General features: G+C 55.2%; 23 protein-coding genes. 6 read left to right on the top strand and 17 right to left on the bottom strand.

Annotated features, from left to right (window positions below; all coding sequences use genetic code 11):
• Nucleotides 1–61 precede the first annotated feature (61 nt).
• A complete protein-coding gene (gene yjdP, locus CSK29544_RS06945; protein ID WP_007871335.1) occupies nt 62–382 on the top strand; it encodes a DDRRRQL repeat protein YjdP in 321 nt (106 codons plus the stop codon).
• On the opposite strand, the gene phnH is transcribed toward yjdP, so the two are convergent.
• The 4 genes from phnH to CSK29544_RS06925 form a co-directional block, all read right to left on the bottom strand.
• Nucleotides 379–975 (bottom strand): phosphonate C-P lyase system protein PhnH, encoded by a 597-nt coding sequence (gene phnH / locus CSK29544_RS06940; protein ID WP_007887544.1) that lies wholly within the window; start codon nt 973–975, stop codon nt 379–381. The two genes, yjdP and phnH, sit on opposite strands and share 4 nt — an antisense overlap.
• A 711-nt stretch (nt 976–1,686) precedes the next feature.
• Complete coding sequence (locus CSK29544_RS06935; protein ID WP_046622990.1) at nt 1,687–2,016, bottom strand: zinc ribbon domain-containing protein YjdM; 330 nt, start codon at nt 2,014–2,016, stop codon at nt 1,687–1,689.
• Nucleotides 2,013–2,710 (bottom strand): IS1-like element IS1B family transposase gene (locus CSK29544_RS06930; protein ID WP_095033700.1). Its coding sequence is split into 2 segments (ribosomal slippage): nt 2,013–2,461 and nt 2,461–2,710, totalling 699 coding nucleotides; the frame shifts between segments, so codons are not numbered across the junction. Before CSK29544_RS06930 ends, CSK29544_RS06935 begins: the two co-directional genes overlap by 4 nt.
• A gap of 50 nt (nt 2,711–2,760) precedes the next feature.
• Nucleotides 2,761–3,693, bottom strand: coding sequence for a CSS-motif domain-containing protein (locus CSK29544_RS06925; protein WP_007893277.1), 933 nt, complete (start codon nt 3,691–3,693; stop codon nt 2,761–2,763).
• A gap of 633 nt (nt 3,694–4,326) precedes the next feature.
• Between CSK29544_RS06925 and CSK29544_RS06920 the strand changes: the two genes are divergently transcribed.
• Nucleotides 4,327–4,605 (top strand): YjcB family protein, encoded by a 279-nt coding sequence (locus tag CSK29544_RS06920; RefSeq protein ID WP_004386205.1) that lies wholly within the window; start codon nt 4,327–4,329, stop codon nt 4,603–4,605.
• A 61-nt stretch (nt 4,606–4,666) separates the two neighbouring features.
• Here the strand turns inward: CSK29544_RS06920 and CSK29544_RS06915 are convergent, their stop codons facing one another.
• The 3 genes from CSK29544_RS06915 to ssb1 form a co-directional block, all read right to left on the bottom strand.
• Nucleotides 4,667–5,011, bottom strand: coding sequence for a PM0253 family protein (locus tag CSK29544_RS06915; RefSeq protein ID WP_004386204.1), 345 nt, complete (start codon nt 5,009–5,011; stop codon nt 4,667–4,669).
• Between the two features lie 175 nt (nt 5,012–5,186).
• The gene (locus CSK29544_RS06910; protein ID WP_007893286.1) at nt 5,187–6,233 is read right to left on the bottom strand and encodes a GGDEF domain-containing protein; all 1,047 of its coding nucleotides are present in this window, start codon (nt 6,231–6,233) and stop codon (nt 5,187–5,189) included.
• A gap of 349 nt (nt 6,234–6,582) precedes the next feature.
• Complete coding sequence (gene ssb1, locus CSK29544_RS06905) at nt 6,583–7,119, bottom strand: single-stranded DNA-binding protein SSB1 (protein ID WP_004386202.1); 537 nt, start codon at nt 7,117–7,119, stop codon at nt 6,583–6,585.
• 230 nt (nt 7,120–7,349) lie between these two features.
• On the opposite strand from ssb1, the gene uvrA reads away from it, so the two are divergent.
• From uvrA to CSK29544_RS06890, 3 genes are all read left to right on the top strand, one after another.
• The gene (gene uvrA, locus CSK29544_RS06900) at nt 7,350–10,175 is read left to right on the top strand and encodes an excinuclease ABC subunit UvrA (RefSeq protein ID WP_004386200.1); all 2,826 of its coding nucleotides are present in this window, start codon (nt 7,350–7,352) and stop codon (nt 10,173–10,175) included.
• 153 nt (nt 10,176–10,328) lie between these two features.
• Complete coding sequence (locus CSK29544_RS06895; protein ID WP_007893290.1) at nt 10,329–10,775, top strand: hypothetical protein; 447 nt, start codon at nt 10,329–10,331, stop codon at nt 10,773–10,775.
• Nucleotides 10,776–10,787: 12 nt separating this feature from the next.
• Nucleotides 10,788–11,132 (top strand): hypothetical protein, encoded by a 345-nt coding sequence (locus CSK29544_RS06890; protein ID WP_007893291.1) that lies wholly within the window; start codon nt 10,788–10,790, stop codon nt 11,130–11,132.
• A 41-nt stretch (nt 11,133–11,173) separates the two neighbouring features.
• Here the strand turns inward: CSK29544_RS06890 and CSK29544_RS06885 are convergent, their stop codons facing one another.
• From CSK29544_RS06885 to dnaB, 6 genes are all read right to left on the bottom strand, one after another.
• Entirely contained in the window at nt 11,174–11,527 is a 354-nt protein-coding gene (locus CSK29544_RS06885; RefSeq protein WP_007893292.1) for an MmcQ/YjbR family DNA-binding protein, read from the bottom strand.
• Entirely contained in the window at nt 11,524–11,946 is a 423-nt protein-coding gene (locus CSK29544_RS06880; RefSeq protein WP_029039408.1) for a secondary thiamine-phosphate synthase enzyme YjbQ, read from the bottom strand. The genes CSK29544_RS06885 and CSK29544_RS06880 overlap by 4 nt, the downstream gene beginning before the upstream one ends.
• A 110-nt stretch (nt 11,947–12,056) precedes the next feature.
• Complete coding sequence (locus CSK29544_RS06875; RefSeq protein WP_029039409.1) at nt 12,057–13,739, bottom strand: ShlB/FhaC/HecB family hemolysin secretion/activation protein; 1,683 nt, start codon at nt 13,737–13,739, stop codon at nt 12,057–12,059.
• Between the two features lie 420 nt (nt 13,740–14,159).
• A complete protein-coding gene (gene tyrB, locus CSK29544_RS06870) occupies nt 14,160–15,353 on the bottom strand; it encodes an aromatic amino acid transaminase (protein WP_004386194.1) in 1,194 nt (397 codons plus the stop codon).
• A gap of 231 nt (nt 15,354–15,584) precedes the next feature.
• Nucleotides 15,585–16,664 carry an alanine racemase gene (gene alr, locus CSK29544_RS06865; protein ID WP_007888898.1) on the bottom strand — a complete coding sequence of 360 codons (1,080 nt, stop codon included), beginning with the start codon at nt 16,662–16,664 and terminating at the stop codon, nt 15,585–15,587.
• Between the two features lie 160 nt (nt 16,665–16,824).
• Nucleotides 16,825–18,231, bottom strand: coding sequence for a replicative DNA helicase (gene dnaB, locus CSK29544_RS06860; protein ID WP_004388597.1), 1,407 nt, complete (start codon nt 18,229–18,231; stop codon nt 16,825–16,827).
• 120 nt (nt 18,232–18,351) lie between these two features.
• Here dnaB and CSK29544_RS06855 point away from each other — a divergent pair, with 120 nt between their 5' ends.
• Nucleotides 18,352–19,335, top strand: a complete 984-nt coding sequence (locus CSK29544_RS06855) for a quinone oxidoreductase (protein WP_007888894.1) — start codon at nt 18,352–18,354, stop codon at nt 19,333–19,335.
• 180 nt (nt 19,336–19,515) lie between these two features.
• On the opposite strand, the gene pspG is transcribed toward CSK29544_RS06855, so the two are convergent.
• The 4 genes from pspG to CSK29544_RS06835 all read right to left on the bottom strand — a co-directional run bounded on the left by pspG (nt 19,516) and on the right by CSK29544_RS06835 (nt 22,928).
• Nucleotides 19,516–19,776: an envelope stress response protein PspG gene (gene pspG / locus CSK29544_RS06850; RefSeq protein ID WP_007871379.1), complete on the bottom strand. Its 261-nt coding sequence runs from the start codon at nt 19,774–19,776 to the stop codon at nt 19,516–19,518.
• A gap of 130 nt (nt 19,777–19,906) precedes the next feature.
• Nucleotides 19,907–20,902: a tRNA dihydrouridine(20/20a) synthase DusA gene (dusA, locus tag CSK29544_RS06845; RefSeq protein ID WP_007888893.1), complete on the bottom strand. Its 996-nt coding sequence runs from the start codon at nt 20,900–20,902 to the stop codon at nt 19,907–19,909.
• Nucleotides 20,903–20,992: 90 nt separating this feature from the next.
• Nucleotides 20,993–22,273, bottom strand: a complete 1,281-nt coding sequence (locus CSK29544_RS06840; protein WP_007888892.1) for a conjugal transfer protein TraF — start codon at nt 22,271–22,273, stop codon at nt 20,993–20,995.
• 148 nt (nt 22,274–22,421) lie between these two features.
• On the bottom strand, nt 22,422–22,928 hold the full coding sequence (locus tag CSK29544_RS06835; RefSeq protein WP_007888891.1) for a cupin domain-containing protein: 507 nt from the start codon (nt 22,926–22,928) through the stop codon (nt 22,422–22,424).
• Nucleotides 22,929–22,978 lie beyond the last annotated feature (50 nt).

The raw sequence follows: 22,978 nt of genomic DNA, 5'->3' as shown, positions 1-22,978 counted from the left end.
CAGCTGTCTGCCTCTCTTCGCCCTCATTACTTTAAGACCAGTCAAACACAGGGCTGGCATTATGAAATCATCTCTTCGCGCTTTGCTTTTCGCCACACTTTCTCTTTCCAGCAGCCACGCGCTGGCAGATGGCCTGGATTCTGTCTTTAACGACACCATTAACTCGGTAACAGAAGCGATCAACGAGGCTTACCATCCGGATAGCAGCGAGGCGTCGGACGATCGTTCCTATGACGATGAAAGCCGCACGCGCTACGACGAGCGGCGCAGACGTCTGGAAGAGCGCCACCGGCAGCTCGATGAGCGCCAGCGTCGTCTGGATGAAGAACGCCGTCGCCTGGAGGAAGAAGAGCAACGGCTGGAGGACGACGATTATCGTTAACGGCCGCTGTCGGCGATCTCGACATGCGTAGTGCGGGGGATAGCCAGCAGACGATCGCCGCAGGTCAGCAACAGATCAATGCCAAGCGATCCGGCATGCAGGCGATCGGCCAGTTGCGCAATCAGACACTCCGGCAGCTGTGGCGCTATCATGCGTTCCTCCGCAATACCGGTGCCTGTCAGGCGCAGCATACGCCCGCCGCTCAGACTGTTGACCTGTAACACCAGCGTGGCGCTGTGCTCTGGCGCGATCACGCTGCCGTGCGCCAGTCTGTCGGGAAGTAACGGATTCAGGTGTTCATCGGCAATGGCGAAAACTGCCTTGTCCGGCGTATCAGCAATCCGCGTGCCGGTGTGAAAGCGCAGATTAGAGCGCACGATATCATTTGCCAGCGAAGGCGACAGCCAGACGGGCGTATCGCTGTCGACAAGCGTAAGCAGCACGCTGGTGGTCGCCACGCCAAGCGGCTGCCAGCCATGGCGGAGCAACTGCAGTGAGACAATCACGCCAGGCTCGCTCATGGCTTTTAGCAGGCGACGAAAGCATTGCTGTGCATCATGCACGGGTGAATCAAAAGCGGTGTTTAACGTCATCAGAATCTCCATACTGCTGCGCAACGCGGCGGTACGTCCTGGACGTCGCCACAAGCAGGTTGCGGCACATCCTGACGGTCTAATATGACCTTGCTGTTAAACAAACATGACAGCCAGATGAAATGTGGCGCAATAAAAGGAGGAGATGAGCGGCAAGGCTTTAGCGGAATCATCGATGAAAGAGGTTAATATTGGGCTTAAGTCAGGTAAGAAAGGAGGTGATATTTTTACGATAATAATCTTTTTAGCCTGATAAAGATTATTATTACAGCGCGATTTTTTGTGTTTTTGGTTTTGAGTTATTATTTCTTTAATTATATTTATTGCCGGCGAGTTATATTTTATTTTGCGCTGATTAATAATATTCCTAAAAGAAACTGGCGAAAAGTTAAGCAGCGCTTAATTCAAGTGTAGTTATTATTTATTTTATTGATTTTTAAGGGTATTTATCTGGATTAACGCTCTGAATTCTATTTTACGCTGCTTTTCGTTTTTGTTTTAATCTTTTTTTAAAAGAAGCACGAAAATAAGCGTGAAATCACGTTAACGAAGTGTCATACCGGCAGTGTCGCCCATAAAAAACACAGGGGTAAATCGATCGAGCACGCTATTTTATTCTGAGCAGAGCTCCGTCCAGTTAGCGGGCAGCTGGACGGCCTGACGCTGGCAGCGCAGGCTGCCAGCCCAGGAAAAATGCGCCTTGTGGCTCCGTCAGCTTTTTTTGACGAACTCCGACTTGAGCTTCATCGGGCCAAAGCCGTCGATTTTGCAATCAATGTTATGATCGCCTTCCACCAGACGGATGTTTTTCACTTTTGTGCCAATCTTCAGCATCGATGAGCTGCCTTTGACCTTGAGATCCTTAGCAATTGTGACGCTGTCGCCATCGGCCAGCAGGTTGCCGTTGGCGTCTTTAACGACCAGGGCGTCGCTTTCAACACCGGTTTCGCCTTCGCGCCATTCGTGGGCGCACTCCGGGCAGACGTAAAGATTATTATCCAGATAAGTATATTCTGAGCCGCGGTAATGACTCCAACTTATTGATAGTGTTTTATGTTCAGATAATGCCCGATGACTTTGTCATGCAGCTCCACCGATTTTGAGAACGACAGCGACTTCCGTCCCAGCCGTGCCAGGTGCTGCCTCAGATTCAGGTTATGCCGCTCAATTCGCTGCGTATATCGCTTGCTGATTACGTGCAGCTTTCCCTTCAGGCGGGATTCATACAGCGGCCAGCCATCCGTCATCCATATCACCACGTCAAAGGGTGACAGCAGGCTCATAAGACGCCCCAGCGTCGCCATAGTGCGTTCACCGAATACGTGCGCAACAACCGTCTTCCGGAGCCTGTCATACGCGTAAAACAGCCAGCGCTGGCGCGATTTAGCCCCGACGTATCCCCACTGTTCGTCCATTTCCGCGCAGACGATGACGTCACTGCCCGGCTGTATGCGCGAGGTTACCGACTGCGGCCTGAGTTTTTTAAATGGCGGAAAATCGTGTTGAGGCCAACGCCCATAATGCGGGCGGTTGCCCGGCATCCAACGCCATTCATGGCCATATCAATGATTTTCTGGTGCGTACCGGGTTGAGAAGCGGTGTAAGTGAACTGCAGTTGCCATGTTTTACGGCAGTGAGAGCAGAGATAGCGCTGATGTCCGGCGGTGCTTTTGCCGTTACGCACCACCCCGTCAGTAGCTGAACAGGAGGGACAGCTGATAGAAACAGAAGCCACTGGAGCACCTCAAAAACACCATCATACACTAAATCAGTAAGTTGGCAGCATCACCTTTTCTCGGCCAGCGGGATAAACTCCGCCGGGCTCATCACCTGACCGTTATAGCCGGGCCAGCGCAGCAGCGCTTCCGCACCGACGCACATGCCGTGCTTGATATCCATAATCGGCTGGTAATGCAGGCGCAGCGCGCGTTTATGCAACGCGCGCTGGAGCTGGCGGCTCGGCGAGTTAAAACGGTGACGGGTGCGCGAGCCGAGAAAAACCAGCAAACCGCCCATGATAAGCCCAAGGGGCAGCATGACCGACATCTGATGCCGCCACGCCTGCCAGAACCAGGCGTCGCTGGTGGAAACGGCGACGGCAATCGGGCGCTTACCAGAAAGCACTATCGACCAGAAACGGCCATCTTTCTGGAAATCCGTATTCTGTGAACGCGCAAAAGGCGCGAGCGCACGGGCGTCAGCTTTGTCACTTACCGAAAAAAACTCCCGGGTGACGGTGTCATACACGCCATAAGTGATAGTGTCATCATTAGATAATATTTCGCTAAAGGAGAGCGGGTTAACCACCGCGACATAATTACCTTTACGCAAATAAACCATTTTGTGGCCGGAAAAGAATGGCGTGTCACGATAATAATAAATGGCGATATCCGGCGAGCGCGTGTAATTCGCAGGCGAGAGAATAAAAGGCTGTTCGAACAGAGGGGAACATAATAGTTCATCACCCTGGGCGTAAATGAGATCTTCGATATAAATTTGCCCGCGTGAAATATCCAGCATATTACGCTGATGCGCAGAGGAACATATTTCGCCCTGATATTTTTCGGCTTCATTACGGGCTTCATCGACATGGCTTAATACCAGCTCGGTACGGTTGAGGACCAGTTGTGCGAAGGTATCCAGGTGCGCCCGCGTCTCGTTGACCGCGCGATGATGGGCGGCCCAAAGCGCAAGCATCACAGGCAGTAAGACCACCATGATTATGCCTGAGATTCGCAACGCCTGACGTCGTGCCCTGAAATTCATTATGGCCTCATATCCCTGCTTTCTGTGTCACATTAATCGCCTGATGAGACACATCGCAAACAGGTGTTTACGTTGCATCAATCAGCACGCATTGGCAATAGCCATTTCCAGTTATCCATCCAATATTTCACGCGAAACATTAAAATTTGCCATAAGGAAAATAGGGAATGGCTATTTAATTTTTCTTAAGTGAAATATCCGCGTTGATAACCGTGCTAAAAATTCATCAACCACTTCAGAAAGCGTTTTAAGTTAAATTAATCAAAGCTGCCGAAAAAATGTACGGGCGGCGTTTTTTTGTGTCGAAATGAAAATTTATGCATTAGTAAAATCCGTTGTGGGATTCTTTCACTGCTTTCTTTTCGATCATTTTTTATTGCGAACGGTTGCCGGCGATCTTGTGGATCGTGCGCTTTTTTTCACCAAAGCGCGCCCGCCAGACTGGCGAATAAAACAACAAATGTGATACAGTTCACACTTAGTGTGCAAGTTTACATGCTTGCCGTCACGTTAAATTTTAGCGCCGCGCCAGGCCTGCCGCGTTCCGGCCCCCGCGCGGCAGAACGCTTTTTGAGGACTGGTTTCATGGCTACGCTTACCGCCAGCATGGTACTGATGCGCTGGCAACTTCTGGGTGCGGTTTTAATGTTTCTTGCCAGCACGCTTAATATTCAGTTTCGCAAATCCGACTACCAGGCGCTGGCGGTGATCAGCAGTGGGCTGGGTATCGCCGCGTCCTGCGTCTTCGCGACGGGCCTGCTCGGCGTCAGCATCGACTTTCACGCCATCTGGCACAATATGAAAGACGTCATGGTGGAAGTGATGAGCCACACGCCGCCAGAATGGCCGATGGTCGTGACCTGATAACCTCACCGTCTTCATTAAAGCCCCTGTATCAGGGGCTTTTTTATTTTCTGCCAGGCCCTTACATACAACCGGCGCAACTGGTACAGCGCCAGTCCGCTTTATTGATAGCCCGCCAGAAGGCGCGGTAATAATGCTCCTCCAGCGGAATATGGTTATCGAAAAACCAGTCGGTCAGCCACTCGACGTTCTCGACAATCCACTCCTCTTCTTCCAGCCCGTCGGCGAACGTTTCGTCCTCGGGATCGATAATCGAGTAGATCCCCCAGGTGTTCATCGCCTTATCCTGCCAGTGTTGCGGCAGCGTCACCGGGCGTTCTTCAAACGTAATAATCCAGTGGCCGTGGCAGAGCAAATTGCCGTTACGGCTCCAGGCGGCGGTAAACGGATTCGGTTCCTGTGTCATCGCTTGCATTCCCTGTGTGAAATTCACCTGCGGGCGGCAACTGGCGGGCTCGTCAATAAACGCCGTCGCACAGGAAGGAATCGCAGAGCATGGCACTTCACCCCCACCGGGAAAATGCTAACTAAGGAGTACCCCGGGGTTATTTCTGTTCTTTTTTAACTTTTAAATCAGAAAGTTAATCGGCAATAACCAGACGGTTTCTCCCCTGTTGCTTACCGGCGTACAACATTTTGTCAGCGCGATTGAGCGCTTTTTCAAACTCTTCATCTTTGCCGAAAGCGCTGATCGCAAGCGTCGCGGTGACTTCTCGCGGATTTTTATCCGTCTGGCCAACCCACTCCTGAATGCGCGTCAGCAGCCGCTCCGCCACACGTCTGGCATCTGCCAGTGATGTATCCGGCATCATTACCAGAAACTCTTCACCGCCCCAGCGCGCCACGATGTCGCTTTCGCGCACGTTGTCGGTAATCGCCCGCGCGATGCGCTGCAAAATCATGTCGCCATAGCTGTGACCGCAACTGTCATTAATGGCCTTGAAATGATCGATATCCAGCAGCAACAGCGTTACGTTATGACTGCCCACCTGTTTATCGAGCAGCGAAACCTGATGCATAAAGTGACGCCGGGTATAGAGGTTCGTCAGGCTGTCGCGGCTCGCCGTATTAAACAGATCGAATTTCATCGTGTGGGTGAATTCTACCGAACGTAGCGTGGTGTACGTTAACAGCCCAATCGCCATCACGGCGTTCGCAATGCCGATGCCGTTCAGCACTGACGGGCTTAACCCGGACGCCGTACCGGTGTGATGTCGCAGCGCGTAACCCACCGTGCCAAGCACCGCAATCGCGGCCAGGAACAGCGCGCGCCGGACCGGCACCTGCTGAAAGCTGAACGACACGATGGGGATCAGCGAAAAAACAAACAGGTAAAAATTACTCTCCCAGCCCAGCAACGCCGTAGTGGCAACGGCATGCGCCAGAATTTCCACGCTCATCAGCGTACCGACATACAGATACCGGTAATGCTCTATTTCATTCAGGCAGTGGATATAAACCATCACGCTGAAAATATTAAAAATGGCGAGCGTCGGAATACTCATCAACAGAAACAGGAAAATCAGCCCGACATGAATCAGCAACGCCAGCCAGACGATCGGAATAATGTGTTGCCAGTACTGGTCGGTCGCCTGGCTAAGGAGTTGGTCGCGATCTCTTTCTGACATGGGCTAACCTGCACTGTGGGGCATCATCCCTGCCGAAAACGTACGGAACGTATGAAGACTTCATGCAACCTATATCGGCATTCCGGCGGCGAGATTTAGCGCCGCATCGCGGAAAAGCGTCATGCCCTTCATTTGTCGGCGGTTTAATCGTGCCAGCAGAGAAAAACCGGGTGCCGTTAATCGTCAGTAAAAGGTGCATTGTGCTCAACGATACAAACAACTGTGCCTGGCGGGAATCGGCCCGAAGCACTCAACAGCCTCAGCCGAAAACCATAAAGAAAAAGCCCTGCCGGAGCAGAGCTTTTCAACACTTTCTGAAGAGAGGCATTCCGTGCGGAACGCCGCGCTATCAGAACGGGATATCGTCGTCGAAATCCATCGGCGGTTCGTTAGAAGGCGCTGGCGCCTGCTGTTGCGGACGGGACTGTGCGCCGCCGCTGAACTGCGCGCCGCCACCCTGCTGCTGCGGCTGCTGAGGCTGACCCCAACCGCCCTGCTGCTGACCGCCGCCCATGTTGCCTCCTGCGCCGCCGCCCTGACGGCCGCCCAGCATCTGCATGGTGCCACCGACATTCACCACAACTTCGGTAGAGTAGCGATCCTGACCGCTCTGATCCTGCCACTTACGGGTACGCAGCTGGCCTTCGATGTACACCTGCGAGCCTTTGCGCAGATATTCGCCTGCCACTTCCGCCAGTTTCCCGTACAGCACGACGCTGTGCCATTCGGTCACTTCTTTCATCTCACCGGTCTGCTTGTCGCGCCAGGATTCGGAAGTTGCCAGGCGCAGGTTCGCCACGGCCCCGCCGTTCGGCATGTAGCGTACTTCCGGGTCCTGCCCCAGATTACCGACGAGAATCACCTTGTTTACGCCTCTGCTGGCCATGATCGTGTCTCCTGAAAACATTTCTTAATAGTGTAAACATTCCATTCTACCACGTCAGCCTTCAATGTTGATAGCTGCGAGACGGCTTCAGGAAATGTTCACACAGTATACACAGTTGCAAATAAATACTGGATATCCATTCAGGTTAAATTGTGTCATAATTAACCGTTTCTGGCCACCGGTTGTCCTTCAAACACCCAGGCATTAGCGTTCAAATCCAGGAAAGGTGAATGGATAAGATAGAAGTTCGGGGCGCCCGCACCCACAATCTCAAAAATATCAATCTCGTCATTCCGCGCGACAAACTGATCGTCGTGACCGGGCTGTCGGGTTCCGGCAAATCTTCGCTGGCTTTCGACACGCTCTACGCTGAAGGGCAGCGCCGTTATGTCGAGTCGCTTTCCGCCTACGCGCGTCAGTTCCTGTCGCTGATGGAAAAGCCGGATGTCGATCATATCGAAGGGCTGTCGCCTGCTATCTCCATCGAGCAGAAATCGACGTCCCATAACCCGCGTTCTACCGTGGGGACTATCACGGAAATCCACGACTATCTGCGTCTGCTCTACGCCCGCGTCGGCGAACCGCGCTGCCCGGATCACGACGTTACGCTTGCGGCACAAACCGTCAGCCAGATGGTCGACAACGTGCTGGCGCTGCCTGAGGGCAAGCGCCTGATGCTGCTTGCGCCGGTCATTAAAGAGCGTAAAGGCGAGCACACCAAGACGCTGGAAAACCTGGCAAGCCAGGGTTATATCCGCGCGCGTATCGATGGCGAAGTGTGCGATCTCTCTGATCCACCGAAGCTGGAATTGCAGAAGAAGCACACCATCGAAGTGGTCGTGGACCGCTTTAAAGTGCGTGAAGATTTAGCGCAGCGCCTGGCCGAATCGTTTGAAACCGCGCTTGAGCTTTCCGGCGGTACGGCGGTCGTGGCGGATATGGATGACGAAAAAGCGGAAGAGCTGCTGTTCTCCGCCAACTTCGCCTGCCCGATTTGCGGCTACAGTATGCGCGAGCTTGAGCCGCGCCTGTTTTCGTTTAACAACCCGGCTGGCGCATGCCCGACCTGTGACGGTCTTGGCGTGCAGCAATATTTTGACCCGGATCGCGTGGTGCAGAACGGCGAGCTGTCGCTCGCGGGCGGCGCCATCCGCGGCTGGGATCGCCGCAATTTTTACTATTTCCAGATGCTGCGCTCGCTGGCGGAACACTATAAGTTTGACGTCGAAGCGCCGTGGAATACGCTCAGCGATAAAGTGCAGAAAGCGGTGCTGTTCGGCTCCGGTAAAGAAACTATCGAATTCAAATATATGAACGATCGCGGCGATACGTCCGTGCGTCGTCATCCGTTTGAAGGCGTGCTGCACAATATGGAGCGCCGCTACAAAGAGACCGAATCCAACGCGGTGCGCGAGGAGCTGGCGAAATTTATCAGCAACCGCCCGTGCGCCACCTGTGAAGGTACGCGTCTGCGTCGCGAAGCGCGCCACGTGTTTGTCGAAAACACCGCGCTGCCGACCATTTCCGACATGAGCATCGGCCACGCCATGGAGTTCTTCAATAACATGAAGCTCTCCGGCCAGCGCGCCAAAATTGCTGAAAAAGTATTGAAAGAGATTGGCGATCGCCTGAAATTCCTGGTGAACGTTGGCCTGAACTACCTGACGCTCTCCCGTTCGGCGGAAACGCTTTCGGGCGGCGAGGCGCAGCGTATCCGTCTGGCAAGCCAGATTGGCGCGGGCCTGGTGGGCGTGATGTATGTGCTGGATGAGCCGTCCATCGGCCTGCACCAGCGCGATAACGAACGTCTGCTCGGTACGCTGATTCACCTGCGTAATCTTGGCAATACCGTGATTGTGGTGGAGCACGATGAAGACGCCATCCGCGCCGCCGACCACGTGATCGACATCGGCCCGGGCGCGGGCGTACACGGCGGCCAGGTCGTCGCGGAAGGCCCGCTTGACGCCATTATGGCGGTGCCGGAATCGCTCACGGGCCAGTTCATGAGCGGTAAGCGCAAGATTGAAGTGCCGAAAGAGCGCGTGAAAGCCGATCCGGAAAAAGTGCTGAAGCTGACCGGTGCGCGCGGCAACAACCTCAAAGACGTTACCCTGACGCTGCCGGTTGGGCTCTTTACCTGCGTGACTGGCGTTTCTGGCTCCGGTAAATCGACGCTTATCAACGATACGCTGTTCCCGATTGCCCAGCGCCAGCTCAACGGCGCGACGATCGCCGAACCGGCACCGTATCGCGACGTTCAGGGCATGGAACATTTCGATAAAGTTATCGATATCGATCAAAGCCCGATTGGCCGCACGCCACGCTCGAACCCGGCGACCTACACGGGCGTCTTTACGCCAGTGCGTGAACTGTTCGCGGGCGTGCCGGAAGCGCGTGCTCGCGGCTATACGCCGGGCCGTTTCAGCTTTAACGTACGCGGCGGCCGCTGTGAAGCCTGCCAGGGCGATGGCGTTATCAAGGTTGAGATGCACTTCCTGCCGGATATCTACGTGCCGTGCGATCAGTGCAAAGGCAAACGCTATAACCGCGAAACGCTTGAGATCAAATATAAAGGCAAGACCATCCATGAAGTGCTGGATATGACCATCGAAGAAGCGCGTGAGTTTTTCGACGCGGTTCCAGCGCTGGCGCGTAAGCTGCAAACGCTGATGGATGTGGGCCTGACTTATATTCGTCTCGGCCAGTCCGCCACCACGCTTTCCGGTGGTGAAGCGCAGCGCGTCAAACTCGCCCGTGAACTTTCAAAACGCGGCACCGGGCAGACGCTCTATATTCTTGATGAGCCAACCACCGGTCTGCATTTCGCGGATATTCAGCAACTGCTGGCGGTACTGCATCAGCTGCGGGATCAGGGCAATACGATCGTGGTGATTGAGCACAATCTGGATGTTATTAAAACCGCCGACTGGATCGTCGATCTGGGCCCGGAAGGCGGCAGCGGCGGCGGCGAGATCCTCGTCTCCGGTACGCCGGAAACCGTGGCGGAGTGCGAAGCCTCGCACACCGCTCGCTTCCTGAAACCGCTTCTGAAGTAACTCTTACGCGTCGGGTCGTCCGGCCCGACGCGCCTCATTTACCCTCACTTATTTCTGATGATGTTTCTTGCGAAGTGCGTGAGCAAAGATGATTTGCGCGCGCCACGGTCTGCTGCTGAATTCATACAGAGCGGGCAAACGCAGGGGGATCTTATGCCGCGCATATCAACGCTAACGCGCTATCTTCCGGGGTGGCTGCTTTGTCTGACGGTGCTCATTTCAGCGTGCAGTCTGGTAGGAAATTATCAACCACGCGCGCATGCGCAGTTAACCGATCTGATGGCGGCACATTTGCAGTTTATCGACGATTTTACCGCGCCCTCGGGAGTGCTGGACACCGCCGCGCTCGAAGACGCTGACCACACTCTGCAGTTGCGCTTTGCTGAAGCCCTCGCGTATGCCGAAAGCCTGGGTGACCCGCTGCGCACCGATAATTTGCGCCTGTTGCAGTCTGTCTATCAGGAAGATCATGCCCGGCTACTGAAACAGCATCGCCCTTTTACGCCAGCACAGGCCGCGCTCTGGCGTGATCAGGCCCGGCTGGCTTATCTCGAAGCGGTCCGGGGCGAATGCAGACGCCCCGCTTCGCCCTGTGAGTAGAGGAGAGTGTTCATGAGTACGCTAATTAACGCCGTCAGCCAGCTACTGGCATCGCCGCAATTTCAGAAGCAGGCCGGGAAAATCGCGGTGGATGAATGTCTTGGTCTCCTGAAACAGGGCCTGAGCGACAGAGAGACATTTATCAAAACCAGCGCGGAGTTAACCGCTCAGGCGCTGCTGGATCGGGCGCAGGGGCTTATCAGTGAAGACGATATGACTGCGCTGCTGAATAAACAGAAAACGATCGCGCAGATCCACGCTAACAGCAGTGAGATCGCATTGCGCGCGCGCATTCAGTCCCTGACGATCAGGCTGCTGGATCTGGTGACCGGCACCCTTAGTCGCTCAATCACATAACGCGCTGTCAGGCATCGCGAAATAGCATCGCTTGCCAGCGTTCATACCGACAGTTGCTGGCGAATGTGCTCTGGCAGCAGACCCAGCGCCTGCTGATACGACGCATCAACCAGATAGTAAATCTGCGAATCCGGCAGGTCGCCATCCAGAAAGACCGTGCTCCAGTGCGCTTTATTCAGCTGTGCGCTGGGAAACACGTCTTTGTGTTCCTGACGCAAGAGTTCCGCCAGCTCCGGGCTGGTTTTCAGTGACACGGCAGGACGCTGGTTAACCTCGTGCACCATCGCAAACATCACATCGCCGACTTTAATTTGCGCCGCTTTCCACTCCCGATGTTCGCTCTGTTCAGCGCCCGGTTTGTTCATGCAGTAATCCAGCAAATCAGAATTAGTCATAAGGATTCTCCTTGAAGCGTCGCGACTATGCGCCGCGAACCGCCATGGTTACGGTGTTCTCCAAGCCAGATACCCTGCCAGGTGCCGAGCAGCAGGCGTCCCTGCTTAACCGGTAATGTCAGGGAAACGCCAAGCGTGGAAGATTTGATATGCGCCGGCATATCGTCCGGCCCCTCATCATCATGCTCGTAATGCCCGTTATCCGGTACAGCGCCCAGAAAATAACGCTCCATATCGCGACGCACCGAAGGATCGCAATTTTCATTAAGCGTTAGAGAGGCTGAGGTGTGCTGAAGCAAGAGATGCAGCAGCCCGGTCTTCACCTGTGAAAGCGCGGGAAGCTGACTGACTATCTCATCAGTGATGAGGTGAAAACCCCGCGGTCTGGCTTTTAATGTCAGGGTTTGTTGAAACCACATACGCTGCCCCTTAAAAATAGTGATCTTCTAAGTGTGCAGGCTGAGCGGCAAAAGGCAAAATTTCGCTGGCGTTCTGCTGTAATTTTACACATCGTGCCAGCAAGATGGAGTCAGTATTGCCACTGCACGGCAAAACCGAGCGTGAAAGGACTGGTATGCAGATCCTGCGGTTTCATAAGCGGCACGCCGGCAAAGAGATCGTAGCCAAATTGGCCTTTTACGCCGCGTACGCCAAGCGCCGCGCCCGCCAGTTGCTTGCCGCTCCAGTAATCATTTTTCGAGCCTTTTACTTCGCCGTAATCAACACCAAGATAGGGCTGCATTCCCCACTGCGGCAGATTGAGATTAATGTCGTTGCGCAGATACCAGCCTTTATCAGCATAAATGGTGGTTTCGCCATCGAAACCGCGCACCGTCCAGCGGTTGCCGATCGTGAATTTATCCGGCTGCGTCAGGCGATCCGGCGATGTCTGAGACATAAAGTGCGGCTCATAACTCATCGCGACATCGCCAAATCTGAACGGGAACGCGCCATCAACGCCGAGCGTAATAATGCGCGCCTGCGCATCGGCGTTGCCGACCATTTCTTCGGCATCCTCTTGTTCATTAAACCAGTGCGCGGCTTTCTGGTAGCCCAGACTGCCTTTGATCTGTCCGAACGGGAGATATGCCAGATGTTCCAGTGACAGCTTCCAGTTGCTGGTTTTTCGCCGCTGCACCTCGATTTCCACATCATTAAGCAGATACGTGGAATGACGGCGGAAAACCTTTATCGCCAGCGTGGTTTTCTGGCTGGCGCTGCGGTAAATAACCCGGCTAAGCTGCGCGCTGAGGTATTTTTCAATGCCGCTATAGAGATAGCGGGAGACACTGTCATGAATAGTTTGGGTATAGCGGTATTTGCTGCCATACAGTTCAAGCTGCCAGTACCCCCACGGGACTGAGTAAAACGCCGAGACGTTATCGCTGCGCCTGCCATCCTCATTTTTAAGCCCGCCGCCATAAGCGATATAAGACATATCGTTAAACGAGGTGAGATTATCCAGATAAAGTGCCAGACCGCTCTGATAACGCCCGGTATATTTGCTGCCGGAGTCATCCGCCCAGGCTCCGAGACGCCAGTGTTTCGGCTGAGTACGCATGACTTCAACGCGCGTTTCGCCCGGCTTCGCGCCGGGCACAAGATTGATCGTTGCCTCAGAGCCAGGCGTGCGTTGCAGATTCTCGAGCCCTTGTTCAAGGCCACGCAAATCGAGAACGTCGCCCTCACGTTCAGGAAAATTATTTATTGCATGAATATATTCTCCACCGTCGCCTTTAAAAACAATATCGCTAATCGTGCCCGGAAGAATTTGAAACTTGAGCGTGCCGCTTTTGAGATCCTGCGCCGGAATCAATACGCGCGTCGTAATATAGCCATGTTCTATCAGCCGGTTTTGCACCGCTTTATGGATCATTTTCAAACCATTAATACCAACGCATTTCCCTCTCACGCTGCGCATCACATCCTGAAATGTCATCCAGTGCGCTACCGCGTTTTTATTCTCAAACTCAATGGCGTTAACAGGATAGCAGGGCGCTTCCTGAGGTAAATTCAGCCCCTCTTCAGGTTTATTACTGGTGGATGAAAGTAAGGATTTACTTTGCGTAGCCAGGCTTTCCTGGCGGGCTTCGTTCTGCTGTTTTTGATTTAATGACTGCTGATTTTCAGGAGTATCGGCGAAAGCCTGGGAGCGAACGGCCGCCAGCAAAGACAGGACCGCTATACATACGGTTGCACGATAAAAAATCACGTTAATTCCTCAACAATCCTTGTTTACAGGCTGCGAATTGATAGTTGTTGTACCCGCGACCTGACTACATAAAAGTAGTTTTACCTATATCGCCACGATGCAATTTCCACAAAAAATTCCTGTAAAAGAATACAAACCTTTCCGTCAATAAAAAGTAATTACACATTCCCGAAATAAATAGCAGCAAAACGCGTACGTAGTTAAGGCATCCACTAATGAACAAATATGGAAAATAACTCACGAAAAGCGCATTAAAGTTTTAAAAAAGTAATGTTGTGCTTTAACGGTGGGGAGGTATAAAAGGCGGCTGCTTTGTGAAAACTAATGATATTTTACAAATCGGCGAATCACATTTAAGAAGATCCGAAAACAGAGTTGCAGAATAGCAAAAGCGCTGCCAGGCAGCGCTTTTAAACGGCGTTACATCACGGCGGCAAACGCCTGTGCCACCTGTTTTACGTTACGGCTGTTAAGGCCCGCCACGCACATGCGTCCACTGCTAATCAGATACACGCCGAACTCATCACGCAGGCGATCAACCTGCGCGGCGCTCAGGCCGGTATAGCTGAACATGCCGCGCTGTTTAAGCAGATAATCGAAATTGCGCCCCGGCACTTCTGTTTTGAGCACATCCACCAGCGCCTGGCGCATCTCCAGAATGCGGCGGCGCATTGCTTCCACTTCCGCGAGCCACTGCGCTTTCAGCGTGGCGTCGTTAAGCACCGTGGCCACGACCTGCGCGCCGAAATTCGGCGGGCTGGAGTAGTTGCGGCGCACGGTCGCTTTCAGCTGACCGAGCACGCGAGCAGCGGTTTCCGCATCGTCACAAACCACGGACAAGCCGCCCACACGCTCGCCATAGAGCGAGAAGATTTTTGAGAATGAGTTGCTGACCAGCATTGGCAGGCCCGCGCTGGCGATAGCGCGGATAGCGTAGGCGTCTTCTTCCATGCCTGCGCCAAAGCCCTGATAAGCGATATCCAGGAACGGGATAAGCTCGCGCGCTTTTAGCACGTCAACCACGGCGTCCCACTGGGCGTTAGTCAGATCGGCACCAGTCGGGTTGTGACAGCACGGGTGCAGCAGCACGATATCGCGCGCAGGCAGCGTGTTGAGCTTTTCAAGCAGCGCTTCGAAACGCACGCCGTTGGTCTCTTCGTCAAACCAGGGGTAAGTGCTTACTTCAAAGCCTGCGCCGTTAAAGATAGCGACATGGTTTTCCCAGGTCGGATCGCTCACCCAGACACGGGACTGCGGAAAATAACGCTTAAGGAAATCCGCACCGATTTTCAGCGCACCGGAACCGCCCACCGTCTGGATGCTGGCGATACGCCCTGCGGCCAGCGCCGGGTGATCGGCACCGAACAGGAGCGGCGCAATGGCGCTGCGATAGTTGTTGAGCCCTTCCATCGGAAGATAAAGCGAGGCACCGTGCGGCTGCGCGTTCAGCCGTTGTTCCGCCTGCGCTACGGCCTGCAGCTGTGGAATGATATTTTGTTCGTTGTAATAGAGGCCGATACTCAGGTTTACTTTGTCGCTGCGGGGATCTTCTTTAAAGCGTTCCATCAGCGAGAGGATGGGGTCGCCGGCGTAGGCGTCAACATTCTGAAACACGCTTGGTTCTCCAGATTTACGGTGTGATGTGTCCTCACAATAAACCGGATAGCGCAGCAGATCGAGAGCAATGTGACGGGTGCGATGCCCTGGGGAAGATGGCGGGCGCGCAGCGTTAATAAACACGGCGGGTGCGCTGCGCTTACCCGCCCTACAGAAGACGCGCCGGTGTTGGTAGGGTGGGTAAGCGAAGCGCACCCACCGCCAGACGTTGAAACACTCGTATGGCCTTTAATCCAGGTAACGCATCGCCACTCTTGAGGTCAGTCGCGTAACAAGTTCGTAAGCGCTCACACCTGTCGCTTCGGCGATACGCTCGACCGGCAATCCTTCGCCCCACATGACTACCGTGTCCCCTGCTTTCTCCGCCGCGTCAGGGCCTAAATCAACGCAGATCATATCCATCGCCACGCGCCCGACAATGGGCACTTCACGGCCATTGACCAGCACCGGCGTGCCCGTCGGCGCGCAGCGCGGATACCCGTCGCCATAGCCCATCGCCACAACGCCAAGCCGCGTGTCGCGCTCGCTCACCCAGGTACCGCCGTAGCCGACAGGTTCGCCCGCTTTGTGATCGCGCACGGCAATAAGGCTTGACGTCAGCGACATCGCAGGCTGAAAACCAAGCTCCGCGCCCCACGGGTGCGTATCCAGCGGCGACACGCCGTAGAGAATAATGCCAGGGCGCACCCAGTCGAAATGCGACTGTGGCCAGAACAGGATCCCGCCGGACGCGGCAATCGAGCGCTTACCCGGTTTGTCGTGGGTAAAGCTGTTAAAGATATCAAGCTGGCGTTCGGTGGCACCGCAGTCTGGCTCGTCGGCACGTGCGAAATGGCTCACCACGTTCACCGGCTGACGTACGTTTTTACAGGCCGCGAGCCTGTCGTAAAACGCCTGCGCCGCCTCCGGGCGCACGCCTAAGCGATGCATACCGGTGTCGAGCTTCATCCAGACGGTGACAGGCTCTGAGAGCGTCGCCTGCTCCAGCGCCGCCAGTTGCTCTTCGCTGTGTACCGCGGTGTGGAATCGTTGCGCGGCAATCGCGGGCAGATCGGCTGCGTTGAAAAAACCTTCGAGCAAAAGAATGGGTTGGGTAATGCCGCCTTCGCGCAGGCGCAGCGCCTCTTCGAGACGGGCTACGCCGAACGCATCGGCATCAGGGAGAGTGCGGGCGGTCTCAAGAAGACCGTGTCCATAGGCGTTTGCCTTCACCACCGCAACCAGTTTACTGGCAGGCGCCAGTTCACGCAGGCGTTGCAGGTTGTGACGCAGAGCGCGGCGGTTTACTACCACAGTTGCCGCTTGCATTGACTTTCCTTGCTTATTTAAAGAGTTACCGTAAATCCCCTAAATCATTCGCGTTGCAGGAAGGCGACAAGCTCGTGAATCCCCGGGAGCTTAGTAAACTAAGTGACCGGGGTGAGCGAGCGCAGTCAACGCACCTGCGGCGTGAAGGATGACGGGGATTTTATTCGTCGTCGTACTGGGGACCCGCGTAGTTATCAAACCGCGACCACTGCCCATTAAACGTCAGGCGCACCGTGCCTATCGGGCCGTTACGCTGCTTACCGATAATAATCTCCGCGATGCCTTTTAAGTCACTGTTTTCGTGGTACACCTCGTCACGATAGATAAACATGATAAGGTCGGCATCCTGCTCGATAGAGCCGGACTCACGCAGATCCGAGTTCACCGGGCGCTTGTCGGCGCGCTGTTCCAGCGAGCGGTTAAGCTGCGAGAGCGCCACCACCGGCACCTGAAGCTCTTTCGCCAGCGCTTTCAGCGAGCGGGAAATCTCAGCGATTTCCAGCGTACGGTTATCAGAGAGCGACGGCACGCGCATCAGCTGTAAGTAGTCGATCATAATCAGGCTTAAGCCGCCGTGCTCGCGATAAATACGCCGCGCGCGGGAGCGCACTTCCGTCGGCGTCAGGCCTGAGGAGTCGTCAATATACATATTGCGCTTCTCAAGCAGGATGCCCATCGTGCCGGAAATACGCGCCCAGTCTTCGTCATCCAGCTGGCCGGTACGGATGCGCGTCTGATCCACACGGGAGAGCGACGCCAGCATACGCATCATGATCTGCTCGCCGGGCATCTCAAGGGAGAAGATCAGCACCGGTTTATCCTGCAGCATCGCGGCGTTTTCACACAGGTTCATCGCGAAGGTGGTTTTACCCATCGACGGACGCGCCGCGACGATAATTAGATCTGAGCGCTGCAAGCCCGCGGTCTTTTTATTGAGATCCTGATAGCCCGTATCCACGCCCGTCACGCCGTCGTGCGGCTGCTGATAGAGCGTTTCGATACGCGCGACGGTGGCTTCTAAGATCTGATCGATACTCTTCGGGCCTTCGTCTTTATTGGCGCGGTTTTCGGCTATCTGGAACACGCGCGATTCGGCGAGATCGAGCAGATCTTCGCTGGTGCGGCCCTGCGGATCGTAACCGGCGTCGGCAATTTCATTGGCGACGGAAATCATGTCTCGCACGACAGCGCGTTCGCGCACGATATCGGCATAGGCGCTGATGTTCGCAGCACTTGGCGTGTTTTTCGACAGCTCCGCAAGATACGCAAAACCGCCGACGCTTTCGAGCTGCCCCTGAAGTTCGAGCGATTCAGAAAGCGTAATCAAATCGATGGGTTTGCCCATCTCCTGCAGGCGATGCATTTCGGTGAAGATCATGCGGTGCTGGCGGGTGTAAAAATCCTCGGCCACGACACGCTCGGCCACATCGTCCCAGCGCTCGTTATCCAGCATCAAACCGCCCAACACCGACTGTTCCGCCTCCATGGAATGCGGCGGCATTTTCAGCCCGGCGACCTGCGGGTCACGAGGTTCAGTGGGTTTGTTGAAGGGTTTATTTCCTGCCATAGTGAATGGAGTTACCAAAAATCATCATCAGAGAGAATGAGGAGTGTATCTGATCTGAGTCGTTTTGTACTCAGTTTGCACGCTCTTGCTTTCATGCCCGACCCTTAACAAGGAGTTCCTATGGCGACGCGTATTGAATTCAGCCAGCATGGCGGACCAGAAGTGTTAAAAGCGGTGACGTTTACCCCGGCCGACCCGGACGAGCTGGAAGTGCAGGTGGAAAACAAAGCCATCGGCATCAACTATATCGACACCTATATCCGCAGCGGCCTTTACCCGCCACCGGCGCTCCCGGCGGGCCTTGGCACCGAAGCGGCGGGCGTCGTCACGAAAGTCGGCAGCGGCGTAACGCACCTCAAACCTGGCGATCGCGTCGTCTACGCACAGTCGGCGCTCGGTGCCTACAGCTCGGTGCATAACGTGCCGGCAGAGAAAGCCGTTGTGCTCCCGGATGTTATCTCGTTTGAACAGGCGGCGGCCTGCTTTTTAAAAGGGCTGACGGTTTTTTATCTGCTGCGCAAAACGTATGAAATTAAACCCGACGAGATGTTTCTGTTCCATGCCGCCGCGGGCGGCGTCGGGCTTATCGCCTGCCAGTGGGCGAAAGCGCTGGGCGCGCGGCTTATCGGTACGGTCGGTTCGGCCGAAAAAGCCCAGCGGGCGAAACAGGCGGGCGCGTGGCAAACCATCAACTACCGTGAAGAGAATGTGCCCGAGCGGCTGCGTGAACTGACCGGCGGGAAAAAAGTGCGCGTGGTGTATGACTCGGTGGGTAAAGAGACCTGGGAGTCGTCGCTCGACTGCCTGCAACGTCGCGGCCTGATGGTGAGCTTCGGTAACTCCTCCGGCCCGGTGACGGGCGTGAATCTCGGTATTCTTAACCAGAAAGGCTCGCTCTACGTGACCCGCCCGTCGCTGAACGGCTATCTGACCAACCGTGCCGAGCTGGAAGAAGCCAGTAACGAGCTCTTTTCGCTTATCGCCAGCGGGGTGATTAAAGTGGAGGTGGCGCAGAGCCAGAAGTTTGCGCTCGAAGACGCCGCGCGCGCCCATAAGACGCTGGAAAGCCGCTGCACGCAAGGCTCCAGTCTGTTGATTCCCTGAAAGAATTAGGGCTTCCCGCAGGAAGCCCTTTCTTTTTATTGTTTGCGCTATATGTAGGGTACAGCGCTGATGAATTCGGTAACACGGCTGACATAGTGCCAGACAGGCCCGTTAAAAAACATGGCTTAGCGCGCAAAGTAACATGGAAAGTTGCGAGGTTGTGATCAACCCCGCAACTTATCAGTAACGCCAGCGATTCGTCCGGCTGTAACGTGAGGTGCGACGATACTCGGGCACTTTCGGGGCCTTCACGCTGCGGATCACCCACACCACCGCCACTGCCAGCAGCAGCCACGGCAACACTTTAATCATCAGCGCGAACACGCCACCGAAAAACATCACCAGCGTTGCCACCATCAGCGCGGCGATAATCCCGATAAGCGACACGCCGGTCGCCAGCAGCATCAGAAAGAAAGCCACCACAAACAGCAGTTCAAACATTCTCGTTCTCCTTAAAAACGTTATGCCCTGCTTTTACAAGTTTCGTGCCAGATTTAACTTACTGAATTCAAAAGAAACGCCCCGGTATGTCATCCGGGGCGTTAGTGAAATTGACGATATTCTGGTGAACTTAACGTTTGTCGGCCACCAGCTTTAACGCCTGCTCCAGCACGTTAATATCCGCGCCAGGCTTATGGGCGTTTTCGCTGAGATAGCGGCGCCACTGCCGCGCGCCGGGAATGCCCTGGAACAGGCCGAGCATATGGCGAGTGACGTGACCCAGATACGTGCCTTTCGCCAGCTCACGCTCAATGTACGGATACATGGCGCGCACTACCGCCACCGGATCGGTATCCGGCACATCAAGCCCGAAGATTTCGCGATCGACCGACGCTAGGATCCCCGGATTCTGATACGCCTCGCGGCCCACCATCACGCCATCCATATGTTCAAGGTGCGTTTTCACGTCATCCAGCGTTTTGATGCCGCCGTTAATCGACATCGTAAGCTTCGGAAAATCGCGCTTGAGCTGATAAACGCGCGGGTAATCCAGCGGCGGGATTTCGCGGTTCTCTTTTGGGCTCAGGCCGGAGAGCCACGCCTTACGCGCATGAATAATAAAGGTGTCGCAGCCGCCCTGCTCCGCCACGGTGCCGACGAAATCGCAGAGGAATTCGTAGCTGTCCTGGTCGTCGATGCCGATACGGGTTTTCACCGTCACCGGAATGGAGACCACGTCGCGCATCGCCTTAATGCAATCGGCGACAAGTTGCGCCTCGCCCATCAGGCAGGCGCCGAAGCGGCCATTCTGGACACGGTCGGACGGGCAGCCGACGTTAAGGTTTATCTCGTCATAGCCGCGCGCCTCGGCAAGCTTCGCGCAGTGCGCCAGCGCCGCCGGATCGCTCCCGCCGAGCTGTAACGCCACCGGATGTTCCTCTTCGCTATAGGCGAGGTAATCCCCTTTGCCATGAATGATCGCGCCGGTCGTCACCATTTCGGTATAGAGCAGCACCTGCGATGAGAGCTGGCGCAGGAAATAGCGGCAATGGCGATCGGTCCAGTCGAGCATCGGCGCGATGGAAAAACGATGGGCGGGAAAAGCGTTACGGGATGTGGACGTCATAATAGCTAAGCGAGTCGAAGTTCGGGCTGAAAAAGGGGCGCTACTATAGCACAAACTTCAGGCAGGGGCGCATTGCGCCCCTGCACATGGTCAGAAGGTCAGGCTCAACTGCGCGCCTGCGCCCCAGGTTTCGTCTTCACCAACGATGCCGGTCAGATCGAGATGCACGCGGTTAAACGGCGCGAAACCGACGCCCGCAGTAAACACGTTGCTCTCGTTATCTTTCACGTCCGCGCGATAACCGGCGCGCACCGCCAGCCAGCTAAGCGGACGCACCTCGGCACCCACGCCGACGAACTGCGAGTTTTCTTCGCTCTTAAAACCTTTGGTTTCCGTCAGATCGCCATCGGCGCTCAGGGTCACCAGATCGTTATGCCAGGCCACGCCCGCCGTCACCAGCGGCGAGATCTGATAAGTATCTTTATACCCGTTAACCTCTTTGGTATCGATATCACGCGACATCAGGTTCTGCCCGCTCACGCCCACGGTCCAGTTCGGGCCGAAATCCGCTGCCACACCCGCATCAACGTTGAAGCCAGTGTCATCGTTGCGATAGCGCGAGCTGTTCCAGTCGCTGCTGTCGTAGTTATAAATCGAAGCCGTGTAGTTATAGAGCCAGGTTTTCTGCAGCTTCGGCGTAACGCCGACGGAAACCGGCACGTCGCCTACCTGGAACTGATGCGCAAACGCCACGCCGTAATCAGAAACGATCGCCGCGCGGCCAAACGCGGTAGACGTCAGGCGATCGGTGATAGCGTCAGAGCCGTTAATCGCAGCGTTGATGATCTGTGTGCCTGCGTAAATATCATCGTTCTGAATGCGGCGCAGATAGTCGATATCGCTTTGATCCACACGGGTGCTGACACGCGCATGCGCATAGGCTTTCGCCACAAACGCCACCGCCAGCACGTCGTTTGGAATACTCACCGCGATGCCGCCCGCCGCACGTGCGCTTGCCGTTTTACCGCGCAGGTATTCCAGCTCGTCGCCCAGTTCACGCGCCGCGCCCTGGAACTGGCGCAGCGTGCCAATCGGGTTCGCCGCGATATCGCCCGGCGTCAGGCTGTTGACCACATCGCGATAATAATCGACGCGGTCGCTGATATGGTCTATCTCATCTTCGAGGTTGTCTTTATCGGTAATTTGCGCCTGTAATGCCGGCAAAATTACCGTAATGTCATCTTCTGGCTGTGAACGTGCCAGTAATGCCGGGTTAATTAACGCGCCGCTGCCGTAATCGGCTGACGCCACGCCGGTGCCGCCCATCGCATCGTTACGCGCCTGCGCCCAGGTATTGGCTGCACTCGCCTGATTGGCCATCACCAGAGAAAGGGCGACGGCTGCCACTGAAGGTTTGATTATATTTTTCACTGTTTACCCTGCTTATTAGCGACATGAATGACATCCTCTGTCAGTTCATGACAGAGACGATTTCTGTTGTGAAGAACGCACTACGCCAGAGGTTGAGGCTAAAAGCTCAACGGCACTACCGGGCTCGTTTCGTGATCGCCCTCATTATTTATAGATTAGGGTTCTTAATTCGTGTAGGTAAGCCGTCGTGTGGGCCAAAAAATTGTGGCGGGTGGTCTATCCAGCGATCCGGGCGCGTGGCGGCGTAAGGGCCGTTAAGCGGATAGTAAATGCGGTTTTCCGGTTTGTTCGCCTCGCCCACCACCAGTAACCGGACTTCGCTGTCGGTGTTATTGATAAAGGTGTGGCAAAGGCCGGTGCCTGCCGGGAAGCCGACGCTGTCGCCCGGTTTTAACGGCCACAGCTCGCCGTTGAGCCAGACATCCGGAAACCCTTCGAGCACATAAACAAACTCTTCTTCGCTGCTTTCCGCATGCGGGTAAGACGTGCGACGCCCCGGCGGCAGGCGCTCATGATGAATGCCGAGCCGCGTGAGCCCGGTACGCTTCGCCAGCGGCGCGCCGATGGACATCAGTTCGTCGCTGTCCGGGTAACAGGCGTCATCGTTGCCTTCGACTTCCTGCCAGTGACAAATACATTCAGGCCGCGTATGCATATAAACCCCCGGTTAATGTTCACTGAAAGGTATAACACAGGCGGGATGTC

This window comes from Cronobacter sakazakii (assembly GCF_000982825.1).
In the GTDB taxonomy this organism is placed as follows: domain Bacteria; phylum Pseudomonadota; class Gammaproteobacteria; order Enterobacterales; family Enterobacteriaceae; genus Cronobacter; species Cronobacter sakazakii.
Note: the sequence above shows the minus strand (reverse complement) of the source record. Positions and strands in the feature narration are given on the sequence as shown.

Excerpts from the sequence above, each read along its gene's own strand:
- CSK29544_RS06915 (WP_004386204.1), bottom strand. The coding sequence starts at position 5,011 with ATGACACAGGAACCGAATCCGTTTACCGCCGCCTGGAGCCGTAACGGC.
- uvrA (WP_004386200.1), top strand. The coding sequence starts at position 7,350 with ATGGATAAGATAGAAGTTCGGGGCGCCCGCACCCACAATCTCAAAAAT.
- CSK29544_RS06920 (WP_004386205.1), top strand. The coding sequence starts at position 4,327 with ATGGCTACGCTTACCGCCAGCATGGTACTGATGCGCTGGCAACTTCTG.
- CSK29544_RS06880 (WP_029039408.1), bottom strand. The coding sequence starts at position 11,946 with ATGTGGTTTCAACAAACCCTGACATTAAAAGCCAGACCGCGGGGTTTT.
- yjdP (WP_007871335.1), top strand. The coding sequence starts at position 62 with ATGAAATCATCTCTTCGCGCTTTGCTTTTCGCCACACTTTCTCTTTCC.
- CSK29544_RS06855 (WP_007888894.1), top strand. The coding sequence starts at position 18,352 with ATGGCGACGCGTATTGAATTCAGCCAGCATGGCGGACCAGAAGTGTTA.
- CSK29544_RS06895 (WP_007893290.1), top strand. The coding sequence starts at position 10,329 with ATGCCGCGCATATCAACGCTAACGCGCTATCTTCCGGGGTGGCTGCTT.
- CSK29544_RS06910 (WP_007893286.1), bottom strand. The coding sequence starts at position 6,233 with ATGTCAGAAAGAGATCGCGACCAACTCCTTAGCCAGGCGACCGACCAG.
- CSK29544_RS06885 (WP_007893292.1), bottom strand. The coding sequence starts at position 11,527 with ATGACTAATTCTGATTTGCTGGATTACTGCATGAACAAACCGGGCGCT.
- pspG (WP_007871379.1), bottom strand. The coding sequence starts at position 19,776 with ATGTTTGAACTGCTGTTTGTGGTGGCTTTCTTTCTGATGCTGCTGGCG.
- CSK29544_RS06925 (WP_007893277.1), bottom strand. The coding sequence starts at position 3,693 with ATGGTGGTCTTACTGCCTGTGATGCTTGCGCTTTGGGCCGCCCATCAT.
- alr (WP_007888898.1), bottom strand. The coding sequence starts at position 16,664 with ATGCAAGCGGCAACTGTGGTAGTAAACCGCCGCGCTCTGCGTCACAAC.
- CSK29544_RS06835 (WP_007888891.1), bottom strand. The coding sequence starts at position 22,928 with ATGCATACGCGGCCTGAATGTATTTGTCACTGGCAGGAAGTCGAAGGC.
- CSK29544_RS06890 (WP_007893291.1), top strand. The coding sequence starts at position 10,788 with ATGAGTACGCTAATTAACGCCGTCAGCCAGCTACTGGCATCGCCGCAA.
- dnaB (WP_004388597.1), bottom strand. The coding sequence starts at position 18,231 with ATGGCAGGAAATAAACCCTTCAACAAACCCACTGAACCTCGTGACCCG.
- ssb1 (WP_004386202.1), bottom strand. The coding sequence starts at position 7,119 with ATGGCCAGCAGAGGCGTAAACAAGGTGATTCTCGTCGGTAATCTGGGG.
- phnH (WP_007887544.1), bottom strand. The coding sequence starts at position 975 with ATGACGTTAAACACCGCTTTTGATTCACCCGTGCATGATGCACAGCAA.
- dusA (WP_007888893.1), bottom strand. The coding sequence starts at position 20,902 with ATGACGTCCACATCCCGTAACGCTTTTCCCGCCCATCGTTTTTCCATC.